16 protein-coding genes are annotated in these 16,540 nt (G+C 70.8%); 5 read left to right on the forward strand and 11 right to left on the reverse strand.

Features of this window, described 5'->3' with window-relative positions; all coding sequences use genetic code 11:
- Positions 1–6 precede the first annotated feature (6 nt).
- On the forward strand, positions 7–774 hold the full coding sequence (locus tag LV79_RS28455; RefSeq protein ID WP_253841362.1) for an SDR family oxidoreductase: 768 nt from the start codon (positions 7–9) through the stop codon (positions 772–774).
- 98 nt (positions 775–872) lie between these two features.
- Entirely contained in the window at positions 873–2,072 is a 1,200-nt protein-coding gene (locus LV79_RS28460; protein WP_253841363.1) for an esterase-like activity of phytase family protein, read from the forward strand.
- 59 nt (positions 2,073–2,131) lie between these two features.
- On the opposite strand, the gene LV79_RS28465 is transcribed toward LV79_RS28460, so the two are convergent.
- On the reverse strand, positions 2,132–2,746 hold the full coding sequence (locus LV79_RS28465) for a DUF4230 domain-containing protein (RefSeq protein WP_253841364.1): 615 nt from the start codon (positions 2,744–2,746) through the stop codon (positions 2,132–2,134).
- 449 nt (positions 2,747–3,195) lie between these two features.
- Here LV79_RS28465 and LV79_RS28470 point away from each other — a divergent pair, with 449 nt between their 5' ends.
- Positions 3,196–3,831 carry a helix-turn-helix transcriptional regulator gene (locus tag LV79_RS28470; protein ID WP_253841365.1) on the forward strand — a complete coding sequence of 212 codons (636 nt, stop codon included), beginning with the start codon at positions 3,196–3,198 and terminating at the stop codon, positions 3,829–3,831.
- A 545-nt stretch (positions 3,832–4,376) separates the two neighbouring features.
- Here LV79_RS28470 and LV79_RS28475 read toward each other — a convergent pair.
- From LV79_RS28475 to LV79_RS28505, 7 genes are all read right to left on the reverse strand, one after another.
- Positions 4,377–4,835, reverse strand: a complete 459-nt coding sequence (locus LV79_RS28475; RefSeq protein ID WP_253841366.1) for a carboxymuconolactone decarboxylase family protein — start codon at positions 4,833–4,835, stop codon at positions 4,377–4,379.
- Between the two features lie 59 nt (positions 4,836–4,894).
- On the reverse strand, positions 4,895–5,506 hold the full coding sequence (locus tag LV79_RS28480; protein ID WP_253841367.1) for a LysE family translocator: 612 nt from the start codon (positions 5,504–5,506) through the stop codon (positions 4,895–4,897).
- Positions 5,507–5,514: 8 nt separating this feature from the next.
- Positions 5,515–6,786, reverse strand: coding sequence for an ATP-grasp domain-containing protein (locus tag LV79_RS28485; RefSeq protein ID WP_253841368.1), 1,272 nt, complete (start codon positions 6,784–6,786; stop codon positions 5,515–5,517).
- The gene (locus LV79_RS28490) at positions 6,779–7,810 is read right to left on the reverse strand and encodes an alpha/beta hydrolase (RefSeq protein ID WP_253841369.1); all 1,032 of its coding nucleotides are present in this window, start codon (positions 7,808–7,810) and stop codon (positions 6,779–6,781) included. Before LV79_RS28490 ends, LV79_RS28485 begins: the two co-directional genes overlap by 8 nt.
- 133 nt (positions 7,811–7,943) lie before the next feature.
- Positions 7,944–8,291 carry a Rieske (2Fe-2S) protein gene (locus LV79_RS28495; RefSeq protein WP_253841370.1) on the reverse strand — a complete coding sequence of 116 codons (348 nt, stop codon included), beginning with the start codon at positions 8,289–8,291 and terminating at the stop codon, positions 7,944–7,946.
- Positions 8,279–9,697, reverse strand: a complete 1,419-nt coding sequence (locus LV79_RS28500) for an iron-containing redox enzyme family protein (protein ID WP_253841371.1) — start codon at positions 9,695–9,697, stop codon at positions 8,279–8,281. Before LV79_RS28500 ends, LV79_RS28495 begins: the two co-directional genes overlap by 13 nt.
- Positions 9,694–10,827: a class I SAM-dependent methyltransferase gene (locus tag LV79_RS28505; protein ID WP_253841372.1), complete on the reverse strand. Its 1,134-nt coding sequence runs from the start codon at positions 10,825–10,827 to the stop codon at positions 9,694–9,696. Before LV79_RS28505 ends, LV79_RS28500 begins: the two co-directional genes overlap by 4 nt.
- A gap of 381 nt (positions 10,828–11,208) precedes the next feature.
- Here LV79_RS28505 and LV79_RS28510 point away from each other — a divergent pair, with 381 nt between their 5' ends.
- A complete protein-coding gene (locus LV79_RS28510) occupies positions 11,209–11,991 on the forward strand; it encodes a 2OG-Fe(II) oxygenase (RefSeq protein ID WP_253841373.1) in 783 nt (260 codons plus the stop codon).
- A 4-nt stretch (positions 11,992–11,995) separates the two neighbouring features.
- Here LV79_RS28510 and LV79_RS28515 read toward each other — a convergent pair whose 3' ends face one another.
- From LV79_RS28515 to LV79_RS28525, 3 genes are all read right to left on the reverse strand, one after another.
- A complete protein-coding gene (locus tag LV79_RS28515) occupies positions 11,996–12,424 on the reverse strand; it encodes a methylated-DNA--[protein]-cysteine S-methyltransferase (RefSeq protein WP_253841374.1) in 429 nt (142 codons plus the stop codon).
- Between the two features lie 625 nt (positions 12,425–13,049).
- On the reverse strand, positions 13,050–14,318 hold the full coding sequence (locus LV79_RS28520; protein WP_253841375.1) for an MDR family MFS transporter: 1,269 nt from the start codon (positions 14,316–14,318) through the stop codon (positions 13,050–13,052).
- Positions 14,315–15,571 carry an ATP-grasp domain-containing protein gene (locus tag LV79_RS28525; protein ID WP_253841376.1) on the reverse strand — a complete coding sequence of 419 codons (1,257 nt, stop codon included), beginning with the start codon at positions 15,569–15,571 and terminating at the stop codon, positions 14,315–14,317. Before LV79_RS28525 ends, LV79_RS28520 begins: the two co-directional genes overlap by 4 nt.
- A gap of 375 nt (positions 15,572–15,946) precedes the next feature.
- On the opposite strand from LV79_RS28525, the gene LV79_RS28530 reads away from it, so the two are divergent.
- Complete coding sequence (locus LV79_RS28530) at positions 15,947–16,537, forward strand: energy-coupling factor transporter transmembrane component T family protein (protein WP_253841377.1); 591 nt, start codon at positions 15,947–15,949, stop codon at positions 16,535–16,537.
- The last annotated feature ends 3 nt before the right edge of the window (positions 16,538–16,540 follow it).

Here is a 16,540-nt window from a genome sequence, read left to right on the forward strand (position 1 = left end):
ACGGCGATGGGGATGGATGACCGGGGACAGCCGCGGGGACAGCTGGCTGGCGCGGTCGCGCTGGTGACCGGTGGCAGCCGGGGGATCGGCGCGGCCATCGCGCGCCACCTCGGCCGGGCGGGCGCCGACGTCGCGATCACCTACAACACCTCGGCAGAACAAGCCGCCAAGGTCGTCGCCGAGGTGTCCGCGCTGGGGGTGCGCTCGGTCGCGGTGCACGCCCCCGCGACCGAGCGCGGCGCGGTCGACGCCGCCGTGCTCGCGGCCGCCGCCGACCTGGGCGGGCTCGACATCCTGGTCAACAACGCGGGCATCGCCCGCTACGGCCCGGTCGCCGAGACCAGCGACGAGGACATCGACGACATCATCGACGTCAACATCCGCGCGGTGTTCACCGGAACGCGCGCCGCGCTCGGGGTGCTGCGCGACGGCGGCCGGGTCATCACCATCGGCAGCAACCTGGCCGACAGGGTCACCAGCCCCGGCCTCGCGCTGTACTCGATGAGCAAGTCGGCGCTGGTCGGGTTCACCAAGGGCCTCGCGCACGACCTCGGGCCCCGGCGGATCACCGCCAACCTGGTGCAGCCCGGGTCGACCGACACCGACATGAACCCGGCCAGCAGCCCGGACGCGGCCGAGCAGTTGGCCACCAGCGTGGTCGGGCACTACGGCACCGCCGACGACATCGCCGCCACCGTGGTCCACCTCGCAGGTCCCGGTGGCGCACACATCACCGGAACCGTGCTGACCATCGACGGCGGTCAGAACACCTGAGCAGCGGCGTTGGGCGCCGTGAGCGCGGCGTCCACGCGGCGTTCACCTGGACTGCATAGCTTTCTGCCCGGATCGGGGACTCGGGAGAAGGAGGGGCTATGCGCAGAACAGTGGCGTACGCGGCCATCGGGGCCACCGTGCTCGCCGCGGGGGTGTTGGCGGGCATGCCCAGCTCGGCGACACCGGACCACGGCCGGGGCTTCGGCCAGGCGACGCTCACCGCGTTCGCCGCCCTACCGGCGGAGACCTTCGTCTCCGCCAGCGACCCGTCCGGCGCCGCGCTGGGCACCACCCCGGTCAACGGCGTCGTCCCGCCGTTCGCCGACCAGCCGGTGCAGGGCTTCAGCGGCATCGTGCGCAACGGTGACGGCACGTTCGAGGTGTTGTCCGACAACGGTTACGGCACCAAGGCCAACAGTGGCGACTTCGTGCTGCGGATCCACCGGATCGCCCCGGACTTCGGCCAGGGCGCGGTCGACGTGCTCGGCGGCGTCAACCTGACCGACCCGAACCGGAAGGTGCCGTTCGCGCTCACCCGGCCCGACCGCGTGCTCACCGGGTCCGACTTCGACGTCGAGTCCATCGTGCGGGCCGCGGACGGCAGCTACTGGATCGGCGACGAGTTCGGCCCGTACCTGCTGCACTTCGACCGCGCGGGCAGGCTGCTCGCCCCGCCGGTCCCGCTGCCCGGTGTGTTCGCCCCCGAGAACCCCGCGGGCACGCCGAACCTGGGCGGCAGCAAGGGGTACGAGGGTCTGGCGATCTCCCCGGACCGCCGCACGCTCTACGCGCTGCTGGAGGGCACCGTCGCCGGTGACGCCGCCGGGACGTTGCGGCTCAACGAGTTCGACCTCGGCTCGGGCGCGTACACCGGCAAGCGGTGGACCTACCAGCTCGACCAGCCCAACCACGCCATCGGCGACCTCACCGCGGTCGACAAGGACCGGTTCCTGGTCATCGAGCGCGACGGCGGCCAGGGCGTGGACGCCAAGGTCAAGAAGGTCTACCTGCTCGACAAGCGCGACCGCGACCGGGACGGCAAGCTCGACAAGGTGCTGGTCGCGGACCTGGTGAACCTGGCCAACCCGCGCCGCGTCGGTGGGTTCGCCGACCCGTTCACCTTCCCGTTCCAGACCATCGAGGACGTCGTGGTCCTGGACGACCGCACGCTGGGTGTGCTGAACGACAACAACTTCCCGTTCTCCTCCGGCCGCACCCCCGGCAAGCCCGACAACAACGAGTTCATCACCATCCGGCTCACCGACCGGCTGCACGCGGACCCGCGCGTCCTGCGCTGACCCGTCACACGAAACGCACGGCCCCCGGCCAGGTACTGCCGGGGGCCGTGCGCCTCGGCCTAGGGCTTCGGGGCCTGGACGACCCGATAGCCCAAAGCGGTGAACATGCCGGTCAGCATCGCGAGCGTGTTCTTCTCCGCCCGCTGCGTCAGACCGGACTTCTGCGCGGCCTCGCTGATGCGCTGCTCCGCCGCGACGTAGAACTCGCGTTGGTCCTGCGGGGCGCTCACCAGCGCGCTGAGCTGGTCGAACAACCCCTTGTCCTGCCGGAACAGGTAGCTGCGCTGGTTGTCCAGGTTCGGCTTGCCCAACTGCGCCTTCGGCAGCCGCACCTGCACCGTCTTGGCCTGCTGGTCGACGGTGAGCGCGTTGTCGGCCAGGTTCCGGAAGTCGACGAACGCGTCGACGCTGCCCGCCGCGACGAACAGCGTGCGCGACCCGGCGATCTCCGCGGGGACGTAGCGGACGTCCTTCTCGATGTCCACCACGACCTGGTAGTCACCGGCCGCGGCGTGGTACTCGCTGAGGTCGCGCACGGCCTGCAGCACGGCGGGTTGGCTGCGGTCGACGGTGTCGGTGCCCGGCGAGAACCAGCCGGACGCCCCGACGCCCACGGCGCCCGCCGCCACCACCAGCACGATAACGGCGACGATCCCGATCCACTTCTTGCGCACCTGCCATCACCCCACTCGGTATCACCCACCAAGTGCCACCGGTGGCCGCCGCTGAACCACCGACCCCGATATTGCTCCGTTCGGGTGATTTGCCGATCCGGTATTTGCCCGATGCCACTCGGCGACCCGCGCGTACCGGGTAAACCGGGGCGGAGCACCGTGCGCGGGCAGTGATCAGTTCCGGTGGGCAACGCCCGTTCGGGGGTTTTGCGGCGATGTTCGCCACCTGGTCGACGGTGCGGCCCTTTCGGCCGAATTGGCACTGTTGTCGCAGGTCAGGGCGGTGGGAATTGCGGCAAATGGTGATATCCGCTGACTTCTCGCCGTTGTTCGGAAGTCGTTGACCCCCGGTGCGCGGCCGTGCCACGATGTGTTTCGGGGGGTGTTCGCACGACCACGCGCGCATCCGTTTCACGCTGTTCCGGCACGGGTCTTCAACTGGGGGATTGATGACTAGTGGGATGTTGGCGCGCGGCTTACCGGCCCTGCGGCGGGCCGAGGACGTCGTCCGCGCCGCCCGCGTGCACGTCGCCGTCCTGTGGCGCGACGGGGTGCTCCCGCTGACGCCCCGCGCCACCGTCGCCCTGCTGGCCGAGGTCGCCGACCGAGGGGTGTCGGTGCAGGTGCTGTGCGCGCGGGACAACGCCTACGCCGCGGCCGAACTCGCCGTCGTCGACCCGGGCAAGCGCGCCATCGAGGTCCAGTACGCGGCCAGGGGCCTGCCGGACGCCATCGTCGTCGACCACCGCATCGCGGTCTTCCCGCCGACCCTCGCCGACGACGCCCCCGCCGCCGTCCTGCGCCACAGCGGCGTCGTCTCCGCCGCCCGCGAACTGTTCACCACCGGCTGGCGCGCGGCGGCCCTGGCCCACCACCGAACCCCACTCGACCCGCTCGCGGGCGCCGAACTCCACCAGGAGATCCTCGCCCTGCTCGGCCAGGGCCACACCGACGACACCGCCGCCCGCAAACTCGGCGTCTCCGTCCGCACCTACCGCCGCCACGTAGCCACCATCATGCGCACCCTTGGCGCCGATTCCCGCTTCCAAGCAGGCGTCCTGGCCCGTGAGCGCGGCCTGGTGTGACCCGGCTCGCCTGACCGGCCACTCTCGACCTGTCCACACGCTGACTTGGTGGAAACTCGGCCCACCCGACCAGCCGCTTCCGAGTTGTCCACAACCCCCGCGACCATCCACAGCCCACCCGCGGCCCTCTTGACAAGCCCCCGATTTCGCTATGCTCGAACGTGGGACCTCAGACCCCGGGAGGGTGGGCCCCACCACGCGAGTTGATCATGGTCGGGAGCGGTCGTGGCGGGCGTGGGTGGGCTGTGGTCGCGGGTGATTTCTCGCTCGGCGCAACCACGGCAGCTGCTCGGATGGGGAGCCTTCGGGGCCTCGGTCGGCGATCCGGGTGGCGCTGTCGCTTGTCGCGTCTGGCCTGAGGCGGCCGCTGCGTGTCCCAGTGAGTCGCCGCGTCTGGTCCGGACAGTCGCCGCGTGCGCCCTTGATCGAGTTCTCGCCCGGTGAGCCGCCACCGGAGGCGTCTCGGTCCGGGCGTCACCGCAGTCGACAGACTCTCCCGGTCACGGCGTCCGCGACCAGGCGTCGCTACTGTCCTCTGTGGAGGGTCAGCGGCGGGGTTGGGGCTTGTACTGCCCGGCCGCCTTGCGTTGGGTGATGCCGGTGCGGTTCCAGGCGTTGATGAGGGTGGCGGTCATGATGACCTTGGCCAGCGTGGGCTCGTCGAAGACGCGGGCGGCCTCGGCGTAGACGTCGTCGGGGACGTGGGTGCCGATGAGGTCGGTGATGGACTCGGTCAGGGCGAGGGCGGCGCGCTCCTGTTCGGTGTAGAGGTCGGTTTCCCGCCAGGCGTCCAAGAGCAGGAGGCGCTGGGGGGTCTCGCCCGCGGCTTGGGCGTCGAGGGTGTGCATGTCGAGGCAGAACGCGCAGCCGTTGAGCTGGGAGGCGCGGGTGAAGATCAGCTGGATGAGCACGGGGTCGAGCCCGGACTCGACAATGGTGCTGTGGAAGGCGTACAGGGCGCGGAAACCGTCGGGCCACGCCTCCGCCAGGTTGACTCGGGTCATGGCCGGAACCTACACCGGCGGCACCGCGAGCGCGGCCCCGTGCGCCGAACGCGGCCCGATCAGGTGGTGATCAGCGTCCGCACAGCGAACACGGTGAACACGACCGCGACGATCCCGTCGGTGATCCGCAGCGCCAGCGGGGTGTGCAGCAGGGTGGACAGCTTGCGCACCAACGTGATCCACACCAGCAGCCACCCCATCACCAAGCCGAGGTACACGACCGCCAACGGCGTCAGCCCCGCGACCGGGTCGGTGCCGCGCGGGATGAACTGCGGTAAGAAGGCCATCATGAACAGGCCGACCTTCGGGTTCGTGCCGGTGCACAGGAACCCTTGCAGGAACGCCCGTCCCGGTGGCGGCGCCGTGAGGTCGCGTTGTGGCGCGGCGGGGGACAGCGCCGAGCGCAGCGCGAACCCGGCCATCACGAGCAGCACGCCCGCCCCCGCCACGCAGAACGCCGTGTACAGCCCGGGTCGGGTGGCCACCAGCGCGGCGAGGCCGAGCGCGCCGACGACCAGGTGCGCCGCGCCCGCCACGACCATGCCGAGCGCGGCGGCCACCGCGGGGCGCTGCCGCCGGTGGGTGAGCAGCAACCGGGTCAGCAGCGCCAGGTCCGGTCCCGGGGTCATGATCACCAGCAGTGCGCTGACCACGAACGTCGTGCTGACCACGGCCCCGCTCAGCCGATCGGCGCGGGCTGGTCGCTGGTGATCACCAGTTCCCGCTCGAGGCCGCGGATAACCTGGTAGTCCGCCGCGACCTGCTCGGCGTCCGGGTGCGACAGGATCGCGAAGCCGAACTCCAGGCTGTCCACCAGGTTCCGCGTCGCCTGCACCGGGCCGCCCTCGGTCAGGTTCTGGATGGAGAAGTGGTGGCTCGGTAGGTCCCGCACCTTGTCCAGCGCCGACACCCCGTGCACCGTGCCGGACGCGGGCGCGATGTGGAAGACGCAGGTCTGGTGCCGCGCCAACCGGTAGGTCTCGGACACCGGCTCACCGACCAGGCTGCGCACCGTGCGGTCGATCTGGCTGTCACCGGTGGCGATCCGGTTGAACCGGGGCTGACCACCGCCGTGCGGGCGCGCGCCGAGCTCGATCAGCAGCGGACCGCCCTCGGTGAGCATGATCTCCACGTGCGCGGCGCCGTAGCGGACCCCGACCGCGTCGAGCACCCGCCGCGCGTAGTCGAGCAGCCCGGGGATCTCCGGGTCGGTCTCCGGCAGCCAGCGCATGGTGTCGTAGACCGCCATGTACGGCCCGTTGTCCACCTTCTGGTAGCGGCACACGTCGACCAGCGCGTGCACCCCGTCCTGGCTGAACGTGTCGATGACGTACTCGGTCCCGGTGACGTACTGCTGCACCAGCAACCGGTCGTCCACCTCGCCGAACTGGTTGACCCGGCCCAGGTTCGCGGTGAACACGTCGGCCCACCCGACGCCGCCCGCCACCTTGACCACGCCGTCGGTCGACGCGCTCTTCGGCGGCTTGACCACCAGGTCCGCCCCGACCAGCCCGGTGTCGACCAGCCACGCGCGGACCTCGTCCACGTCGTCGGTGCAGATCTGCGGGATGGTCGGGATCCCGGCGGCGGCGACAGCGGAGGCCATCGCCCACTTGTCCCGCCGAGCGTCGGCCAACCCCGCCACGTTCGCCCGCGCCGGGGTCACCAGCGGCGCCAACCGCTCCGCCAGCTCCACCCCGGACTCGCACCCGGCGAGCACGCACCGCGGGTCGAGCGCCCGCAGCCGGTCGACGACCTCGCTGAGGTCGCCCCGGTAGACGATCGGGTCTCGGTAGTCCCGCGGCTGGTAGGACGACGCGTAGGCCTCCGGCGGCCGCTCCGCGCTGAGCACCGCGACGACGTCGATCCCGCGCTCGGCCAGCGCCGAGGCGAACAGGGCGCCGGAGGAGTACGGGTCGACGATGACCGCCGGTCCACTCGGCTCAGACACCGGCGGCCTCCGCGTCCGCGACGGTGCTGCCCGCGTCTGTGCTGGTTGCGACGGTGCTGCCTGCGACCGTGCTGTCTGTGATGGTGATGTCCTTGCCCTCGGCCAGGGTCACCACGGCGGCGCAGAACCGGCGGACCATGTCGGCGGCGGGCTCGCTGACCCCCCTGGCCCGGACCGGCGCGTGCACCATGCCCGCCTCCAGCACGTACCGCACCGGCGTGTCGTTCTGCTCCAAGAGTTCCACGTACTTCTCGGCGTCCACCCGCAACGAGTCCTTCTCGCACCCGACCACGTAGGCGGGCGGCAGCGCGTGGAACTTCCCGCCCAGCAACGGCGAGACGTACTGGTCGGCGGCTTGGTCCACCTCGGGGCAGTAGCAGGCCACGAAGTACTCCATCTCGCCGCCGGAGAGCAGCGGCGCGTCCTCGCCGCCGTGCCGCCAGCGGGTGAAGTCGAGCACCGGGCTGATCAGCGCCTGGCCGCGCAGCACGGGGCCGCCGCGGTCGCGGGCCAGCATGGACAGCACCACGGCCATGTTCGCCCCGGAGCTCTCACCCGCCACGACGGCCGCCGCCGGGTCGATGTCCAGCCCGAACGCGGCCGGGTCGGCCAGCACGGCGCTGACCCCGGCGTAGCAGTCCTCCACCGGGCCGGGCGCGGGGTTCTCCGGCGCCATGCCGAAGTCGATCGCGATGGTCACCAGGCCGGTCCGGTCGGCGATCTCGGCGACCAGGCTGTGGTGGCTGTGCAGCGAGCCGATGACGAAACCGCCGCCGCGGACGTAGAACACGACCCCAGGGCCGGAGGTCGTGGCGGGCTCGTAGATGCGCAACCGGACACTGCGACCTTCGTGCTCGGCGGTGACATCGCGCCAGGTCACGGCGTCGCGGACCGGGATCGGCAGCGCCTCGGTCAGCGAGTCGTAGAGCTCGCGCTGCCGCTCGACCGGGTAGGTGTAGTAGTCGGGGGGCAGCGCGGCGTTCACCGTGTCCACGAACTCCTTGATGCCCACTGCGTACGACATGTCCGCGCCTCTCGTGCTGTACCTGGGGTGGAACGGGTGCCTCGGTGGAGCTGTACTGCCTGGTGGGCCGGGTCGGACCGGTGCTCCCACGGTGGAGAACACCGGACCGCCCCGCGGTGTTGCAGTCAGCCGGTCAGCCCGCGCGGCGCGCGCTGCACAGGTCGGGCGAGAGCGGTCGGTGGCTGGTGACCACCTCGGTGTCGGCGGCCACCGCGAACACGGCGGTCACCCGGTTGCCGCTGCGCACGGCCGGGATCCCCTTGCGCAGCAGCCTGGTCATCGAGGTCGGTTGGTCGTGCCACGGGCACAGCAGCCGGTTGCCGCTGGCGTCGATGGTGGCCAAGTGCAGCGGGCCACCCCGGTGCGAGCACCGCGCGGGCGCCACGAACGCGCCCCGGCCGGTGCGCGCGTACACGTAGGGCACGCCGCCGACCTCGGCGCAGTTGCCCACCCCGGAGGCGGCGAAGGTCAGGACAAGCATGCGCGGTAGTCACCCACCGAGTGGATCTCGTACACGCACTCGTCGGACTCGATGATCGCGCCGTGCAGCCGGTTGCGCCAGATCACCGTGCCCTGGCCCGCCTCCAGGATCTGGTGCGAGTCGTAGCCGCTGACGAACTTCATCGTGCCGGACACGATGTGGCACAGCTCGTCGCCGTCGTGCTGGTGGGTGTTGGACAGCTCGCCGTGCGGCTCCACGATGTGCGCGACCGGCGCGGTCACCTCGCCCGCCTCGACCTTGCCCCACACCGGCTCGTGCAGCCGCTTGTTCTCCGGCCCGGCGTCCATCCAGGCCACCTGCGCGGCGAAGTCCTCGTCGGCGATCCGGTTGACCACCTGGAACTCCTCGAAACCGCGCACGATCTCGGGGATCACCGACTCGCCGCAGTGGTCGACGATGGGCAGGATCAGCTTCTCCAGCGCCATCCGGCCGTGGTGGGTGTCGATGTGCACGTGCTCGGTGAAGTAGCGGACGTCGGCCTCGCCGTCGAACACCTCGGTCAGCAGGTCCGCGGCGCGCCGGCACCAGGGCACCAGGGTGGTCTCGGTGTAGTACAGCGCGCCGAGGTAGCGGAAGAAGTGCTCGTGGTTCTTGCCGAGGTAGTGGAAGTAGTTGCTCAGCGCCAGGCTGCTGGTGAGGTAGTACTGCCAGTAGCGGTGCAGGTCCGCGCCGAGCCCGACGGAGGTCAGCGTGTCCTCGAACAGGGTGCTGTGCTTGGTCTCGTGCACGCCGTAGCCGTACTCGTCGATGATGACCTTGAACCACTCCGACTGCACCGGGCCGTAGTAGCCGAGCACGTTGCGGATCATCGGCGAGGCCTCGGACAGGAAGTCCGGCGCCATCTGGATCAGCCAGTTGCGGGCCGCGCGCTTCGGGTCGCTCGACCCGCGGACCGCCTTCTCGCTCGCCGACGGCGAGTCCGGCTGCTCGGCCAGCTTGCCCAGGTACGCGGCCAGGCTCTCCTTGGTCCACGAGCCGCTGACCTCGACCTCGTCGTCGAGGAAGCCGAAGACGTGCCGCTCGAGCGAGGGGCGGATCATCTCGCCGCGGGCCCGGTTGGTGGCGCTGTAGAAGGTGCGGAAGTCCGCGTAGGACTCCTCGGTGAAGCCCTTCTTGGGCAGGAACACCAGGTCGGTCTCGTAGATCGCGGCCAGCAGCCGGTTCGCGGCCAGCGCCGAGTACTCCAGCACCTGGTCGGCGGCGAGCGGCTCGCTGAAGTCCAGGTGCTTGATGATCTGCGGCCGCAGCTGCCGCCGGTACGGGTTGTCGGAATTCTCCCATTCCTCGTTGTCGAGGTAGATCGGGCTGCTCGCGTAGTCCAGCGCCAACTCGCGGAGCCGCTCAGCGGATAACTCGAAGGGGGTGTGGTTCGGGACGAAGTTCACGATATTCCTTCCGCCGCGCGCACGAAGTCGAGTTGCCTGGCGGATAGTCGACCGCCGGTCCAGGAGAAAACAATCCGGAGCCGCGCACCGGCGGCGTGGCCGACCGGTTCGGCGAAAGGCACGAACGCCTGCATCCAGTGCGAGGCGAGGTTGTCCGGGGCGTTGCGCAGCGCGATGCCGCCGCCGAGGCGCAGTTCGAACCACACCGCGAGACCGTGCGCGGTGCCGGGCTCGGTGACCTCGAAGTCGACCACGACCTTCTCGTCGGTCAGCGCGCCGGTGGCGAAGTCGAACCCGGCGATCTCGGTCGAGGCCGAGAGCAGCCGGTGCGGCCAGGTGGGCAGCCGGACCGGGAAGTGGCCGCGGGTGGCCAGCGCGTTGAGCAGCCGCACGTCGAGCCCGGCCGCGGACTGCACGCGGTTGAGGCCGTCGACGGCCTGGCTGTCGAGCAGCGCCCCGTAGAGCACGGCGGACTCGGGCAGCAGGACCCCGCCCGGCTCGAGGAGGTGTTCGCGGGCGTGCCGCACGGTGGGCAGGACACCCTCGCCGACCAGGCCGCAGTCGACGATCTCGGAGACGACCACGTCCGCCCGCCTGGGCAGGTCGACGCCGACGACCAGGTCGGTGGACAGCTTCGGCACCACGGTGATCCGGTCGGACAGGCCGTGCGCGGCGATGATCTGCTCGGCGACGGCGGCCAGCACCGGGTTCACCTCGCAGGTGGTGACCGCGCCCGCGCCCGCCTTGACCGCCATCATCGCCAGCAGACCGGTGCCGGAACCGATGTCGAGCACGTGCGCGCCGCGCGGCACCACCCGCTCCAGCGCGACGGCGAACGCGTCGTTGCGCTCGAGGTCGTTGAGCATCGCGAAGTGCCAGCGCGGCACCGAGCGGATCGCGGCGCCGAGCAGCGCGTCGGTGACCTCGGCGCGGGCGCGCGCCCCGGGGAGCAGGGTGCGCGCGGTGGCGACCGACTCGCCCGCCTGGTCCAGGGCCACCTGGATCGCCGCGGTGGCCAGCGCCTCGTTCACGTCCTGTTCGGACACCGGTCGGCCGGGGGCCCGCTCGGCATTGTCCGGTCTTTTCCCGAGGTCTTCTTCCGCTAATCGGTCAACTGGAGGCGAATTCATCAGACATCCCCCCAATAATTGATTTTACTGCCGGTCTTCCCGGGCAGGTCGGGGGTAGTGAAACAGGTTTCTTGGGGGTCGTCAACGAGGTCCGAACCGAGCAATTGTATTGAATTCACGGATAGGGGTTGTCGGTATTGGGCCGTTCGAGTGGCCCCGGTGTCGCCCACACGGCGCAGCCCGCTCGCCGTGCGTGCCACCCGGTTCGACCATCCGGCGCACCTGCCTGCGACCGGGGACCGCCCCGGGTCCGGCTGATCGACGCGGCGTACGGGGATCGGGTGAATGTGGCCCGCTCGTCGCCGGGTGGTTCCTGGCTGGGGTGACCCCGGTGCGGGTAGGCTGGGTGCCGCACCCCCATTCGAGCGAGGCGCCCTCCCCATGAGCAGTTCGCAGTACGGCCAGTTGGCGATGCCCGGCCTGTCCGAGGAACCCGCGCGCACTCCCGCCCCGCCGGGCACCGAGGTGGTCGCGGCGGCCGGGTTGGACTGGACCGCGCTCGCCGCGGAACTCGACCGCAACGGCTTCGCGCTCACCCCGCCGTTGCTCTCGCCGCAGGAGTGCGCCGAGGTGCGCGACCTGTTCGACGAGCGGGACCGCTTCCGCAGCACCGTTGTCATGGCCCGCCACCAGTTCGGCGAGGGCGTGTACCGCTACTTCGAGCACCCGCTGCCCGACCCGGTCACCCGGCTGCGCGGCGAGTTCTACGGCCCGCTCGCCGAGATCGCCAACACCTGGGCGCGCAGGCTCGGCACCGAGGAGTTCCCGCCGGAGTTGGCCGGGCTGCACGAACTGTGCGCGCGGGCCGGACAACACCGTCCGACTCCGCTGCTGCTGCGCTACGAGGCCGGTGGCTACAACTGCCTGCACCAGGACCTCTACGGCGACGTGGTGTTCCCGCTGCAGCTGGCCGTCATGCTCAGCGAACCGGACGAGGACTTCACCGGCGGCGAGAACGTGTTCGTCGAGCAGCGCCCGCGCGCGCAGTCACGGCCGCTGGTGGCCCGCCCGCGCATCGGCCAGGGCATGATCTTCACCGTCCGCGACCGCCCGGTGCCCTCGGCGACCAGGGGCTGGCGCCGGGTGGTGCTCCGGCACGGGGTCAGCGAGATCCACAGTGGACTCCGCTACACCCTGGGCATCATCTTCCACGACGCCACCTGAGGGCTCAGAACAACCGCAGGTCCCCGCTGTCCGGTGTGGACTCCAGGTCGAGCAACCCGCGCTTGACCTCGAGTCCACCCGCGTAGCCGGTGAGCGCGCCGGAGGACCCGACGACCCGGTGGCAGGGCACGATCACCAGCACCGGATTCCCCGCCAACGCCTTGCCCACCGCCCGCGACGCGGTGATCGGCAACTCGAGCTCGCGCGCCAACCACCCGTAGCTCACCGTCGTGCCGTACCCGACCCGCTCGGTGAGCGCGGTCAGCACCCGGTTGTCGAACTCGGAGACACCAAGCCTGAACGGCACGCTGAACTCCCGCACCTCACCCGCCAAGAACCCCACAACCTCCGCGATGGCCGTGTCAGCGAGGACAACCTCGCTGGCCTCGTCCCGCCCACCCCCGAACCGCTCCCCAAGCCGCTCCGCGGGCATGAACTGACACCCCACCACAGCCCCACCCCGAACCGCGACGGACACCTCCCCGAACTCCGTCACCGCCGACCGCACAGTCACACCCACAGCACGACCACCGGCTTCCGACTCGTCCCAAGATCGAACCGCACCAAGCAGCCCCCGATATACAGCGTACCGGTCATCGGCCACACCCTCGCCGCGCACATTTGGCCCTGTGGACAGGATCCAGCCTTGTGGACAGCTCCTCCCCAGCCCCGCACAGGGTTGTCCACAGCCCGAGCACAAACCTTCCACCCCCACCCCGCCCACCGATAGACTGGTCTCGGGGGCTGCTCCGCCCGATTCGATCTTGAACCGGGCCCGAGCCCGCTCGCCAGCCCGCCTTGACCGCGCTCGCCCCGGTTCCGCATCAGCCGCGCCCGACCTCGCCCAGCCCCCACGCCGGAGTTGTCCCCGGCCACGCCGGAGTTGTCCCCGGCGCGCAAAGGGTTGTCCACAGCCCGAACGCGAATCTTCCAGCCCCACCCCGCCTCTCAGTAGACTGGATTCGGGGGCTGCTCAGCGACGTTCGATCTTGGTCCCCGCCCCGAAAGTAGGGTGCGGTGGTGGGCCGGGGGACGGCCCACCACCGCTGGGGGAGAGGTCAGGACGAGTCGCGGGGACCGGCGTGGGCCTCATCCAGGGGAACATCCGCCCCGGGCGAAGGCGCAACCACAGTGTCCTCTGAGGACACCGGCTGCCGCATGCCGACCACAGCGGCAAGAACGGCGACCACCGTGATGATCGACGAGCCCCACCACACACCAGAAGGCCACACCGTCCACAGCGCCACACCGAGCGCCGGGCCGATCGCGTAGCCGATCTGCATCGGGAATGCCGCCGCGGCGATGTAGCGGCCGCGAAGTCCCGGGGGAGCGACCTGCCCGGGGTAGGCCGAAGCCGTCGGGGTGCCGATGATCTCGCCGAGGGTCCAGACCAGGGTGGCGACCACGAACATCGCGATGGCGGGCCCCGCGATGTACAGGTTCATCCCAACGCCGACCAGGCCCACCCCGAGGGCGACCGCGACCTTGGCGGGCAACCGCTGCACGAACTTGGTGAACGGCAACTCCAGCGCGATCACGACGATGGCGTTGAGCGACAGCAGCGCCGCGTACACCCCCGGCCCGTGCCCGTCCGCGGTGATCTGCAGCGGCAGCACGGCGATGTGCTGGATGTAGACGACCGCGTTGAGGAACAGCGCCAGCATGAACAGCGTGAACCCGCGGTCCGACAGCACGGCCAGGTACGACTTGCGCTGCCCCTCCTCGCCCTCGTCCTTGGCCGACGCCACCGCGTGCGGCAGCCGCAGTGCGAACAGCGCGAACACCACCGAGGTGACAGCGTCCACATAGAACATCAGGTCGTACGAGTACGCGATCAGCAGCGCGCCCAGCAGCGGACCCGCCGTCGTGCCCAGGTTGAACGCCAGTCGGTACACGGCGAACACCATGACGTGTTGCTTCTCCGGCGTCAGTTCCACCAGCATCGCCGACGATGCGGGGCGGTACGCCTGCGCGAGCAAACCGGTGGCTGCCGCGACAACGAGCACCAGCCAGAACGCGGACAGGTGCACCAACACGGCCGTCAACGCACCGGCGCCCGCCATGGACACCACGATCGTCCACCGGTAGCCGAACCGGTCGGCGATCGTGCCGCCGAGCAACACGCCGACGACCGACCCGATGCCGTAGGCGCCGAGCGCGACGCCCGCCTCCGTCTCGCTGAAGCCCTTCTGCGTCAGGTAGAGCACCAGGAAGATCTGCAGGAAGTTGCCCAGCCGGTTGACCAGCATGCCGACCAGCAGCAGCCACACCGGCCGGGAGATCTGCCGGAGGGTCTGCACCACCGAGGGGTGGTCGCTCTGGTTCACGCGCCCACCTCGACGGGGGTCCCGGTCAGCTCCACCAGGTCGCTCGGGTTCGCCAGCGCGGCGGTGACCTCGTCGACGGTGTCGGCCACCGCGATGATCCGGCCGTAGCGCGCGATGTACCCGCGCGGCGGCAGCCGCAGCACGGCGCCGGGGTCGGTCATCGCGATCGCCTCGTGGATGTGCGGGCCGAGGTTGTCCTGGTGCACGGAGATCTCGTCGACCCGGGTGTCGCGCTCGGGGTAGAGGAACGACACCGCGGCGACCTTGCGGTGCTTGACCGCGGTGTCCGGGACCTGGCCCGCGGCGACGTCGGCGGCGGCGAGCGCGATGTCCACACCGGTCGCCAGGTAGCCGAGGTAGGGGATCGAGTCACCGCCGAGCCGGGCGTTGACCTCCAGCAGCCGGGGCCCGCGCGAGCCGAGGCGGAACTCGGTGTGCGTGACGCCGGTGTGGAAGCCGAGCGCCTTGTGCGCGCGCTCCAGCGCCTCCAGCAGCTCGGGGTCCGACAGCAGCGGGTCGGCCGCGTCGACGACGTGCCCGGTCTCCTCGAAGAACGGGTCGAAGCCGACCTGCTTGCGGGCCAGCGCCAGCGGCACGAACCGGCCGTCGTGGAACACCGCGTCCACGCTGATCTCCGGCCCGTCGACGTACTCCTCGACCAGCACGGACATGTCGAACACCGGCACACCCGGGTAGGTGATCGCGGTGGCGGCGGCGTACGCGTCGGCGACCTCGCTGGCGTCACGGGCCAGCTTCACGCCCATGCTCCCGGCCAACCCGCGCGGCTTGACCACGACCGGGTACCCGATCTCCCCGGCGGCGGCCAGCGCCCCGTCCAGGTCGTACACGCCGATCGACACCGGCTGCGGCACGCCCGCGTCGGCCAGCGCCACCCGCGTCGCGTTCTTGTCCCGGCACGCCGCGATCGCCTCGGGCGCGTTGCCGGGCAACCCCAGCGCCGCGCTCACCGACGCGGTGGGCCACACCAGGCCCTCGTCGTAGCAGAACACCCCCGCGACCTCGTTCACGGCGGCGACCTCGCGCGCCGCCGCCACGAGCTTGTCGTGGTCGGTGTTGTCCACCACGGTGTTCCCGACGATGTAGGGCGCCTCCCAGCTCACCTCGGCGGGCTGCAGCAGCCACAGCCGGTACTTGGGGGCGACCGCCCGCAGGATGAACTCCCGGCCGCGGCGCGCGCTGCTGCCGATGAGCAGCAGCAGCGGTCTGCGCACCGCCTCGTTGTCCGACACCATCTCGGGCACTCCTCACCCACAACTCGACAGACCCCAGCTCTCACCCGCAGAACACCGCCGCCCCACCACGCGTTGCAGTCGTCCGCATCCCGGGCGTGTCGATCATGCTCGAACCGCTTCGGCGGCGCCGTTGGCCGAATTCCCACGGCGCTATTCCCGGAACCGCGCAGGTCTATACCACAAATGCCGCGCGCGCATTGTGTGGCGCGATTCACGTGCCGGGTGAAAAGTGTTGTCGCTGGTAGTCGCCTCGTGGTTGATGTCAAGTGGGTCCGGCGACAACGGCGCGCGACGGAGGACTATCGGTCGCGCGGGAAAGGGCACTGGTAGGTTCTGCCGGGGAAAGAACCAACCATCCGATCAGCGGGGACAGCGATGCTGAGCCTGTACCACGAGGCGCGCTCTCCCGTGCACCGCTCGCCCGCCGGGGCGAAGCTCGCGGTGCTGCTGGCCGTGGGGACCGGCCTGTTCTTCGTCCGGTCGATCGCCGCCCTCGGCGCCGTGCTGCTGGTGGTCGCGCTCTGCTACGCGGTGGCCAAGGTGCCCGCCCGGGTGGGGCTGCGCCAGCTCCGGCCGGTGCTACCGGTACTCATCGCGATCGTCATCGCCCAACTGGTACTCACCGGGTGGGTGACGGCGGTGCTGGTGGGTCAGCGGGTGCTGGTCTTGGTGGCGCTGGCGAACCTGGTCACGCTGACCACCAGGACCTCGGCGATGATCGACACCGTCGAGGCCGTGCTGCGCCCGCTGCGGCCGCTGGGCGTGCGGCCGGAGCGGGTCGGGCTGCTGGTCGCGCTGACCATCCGGTTCGTGCCGGTGCTCAAGGAGCAGGCCGACCAGGTGCGGGCCGCGCACCGGGCCAGGGGGCTGCGCGGCACCCGGTTCCTCACCCCGCTGTTGATCAAGACGCTGCGCCTCGCCGACGGCCTCGGCTCGGCCATCGAGGCGCGCGGCGGCCCGGACTGAGGA

The sequence above is a fragment of the Actinokineospora globicatena genome (assembly GCF_024171945.1).
In the GTDB taxonomy this organism is placed as follows: Bacteria; Actinomycetota; Actinomycetes; order Mycobacteriales; family Pseudonocardiaceae; genus Actinokineospora; species Actinokineospora globicatena.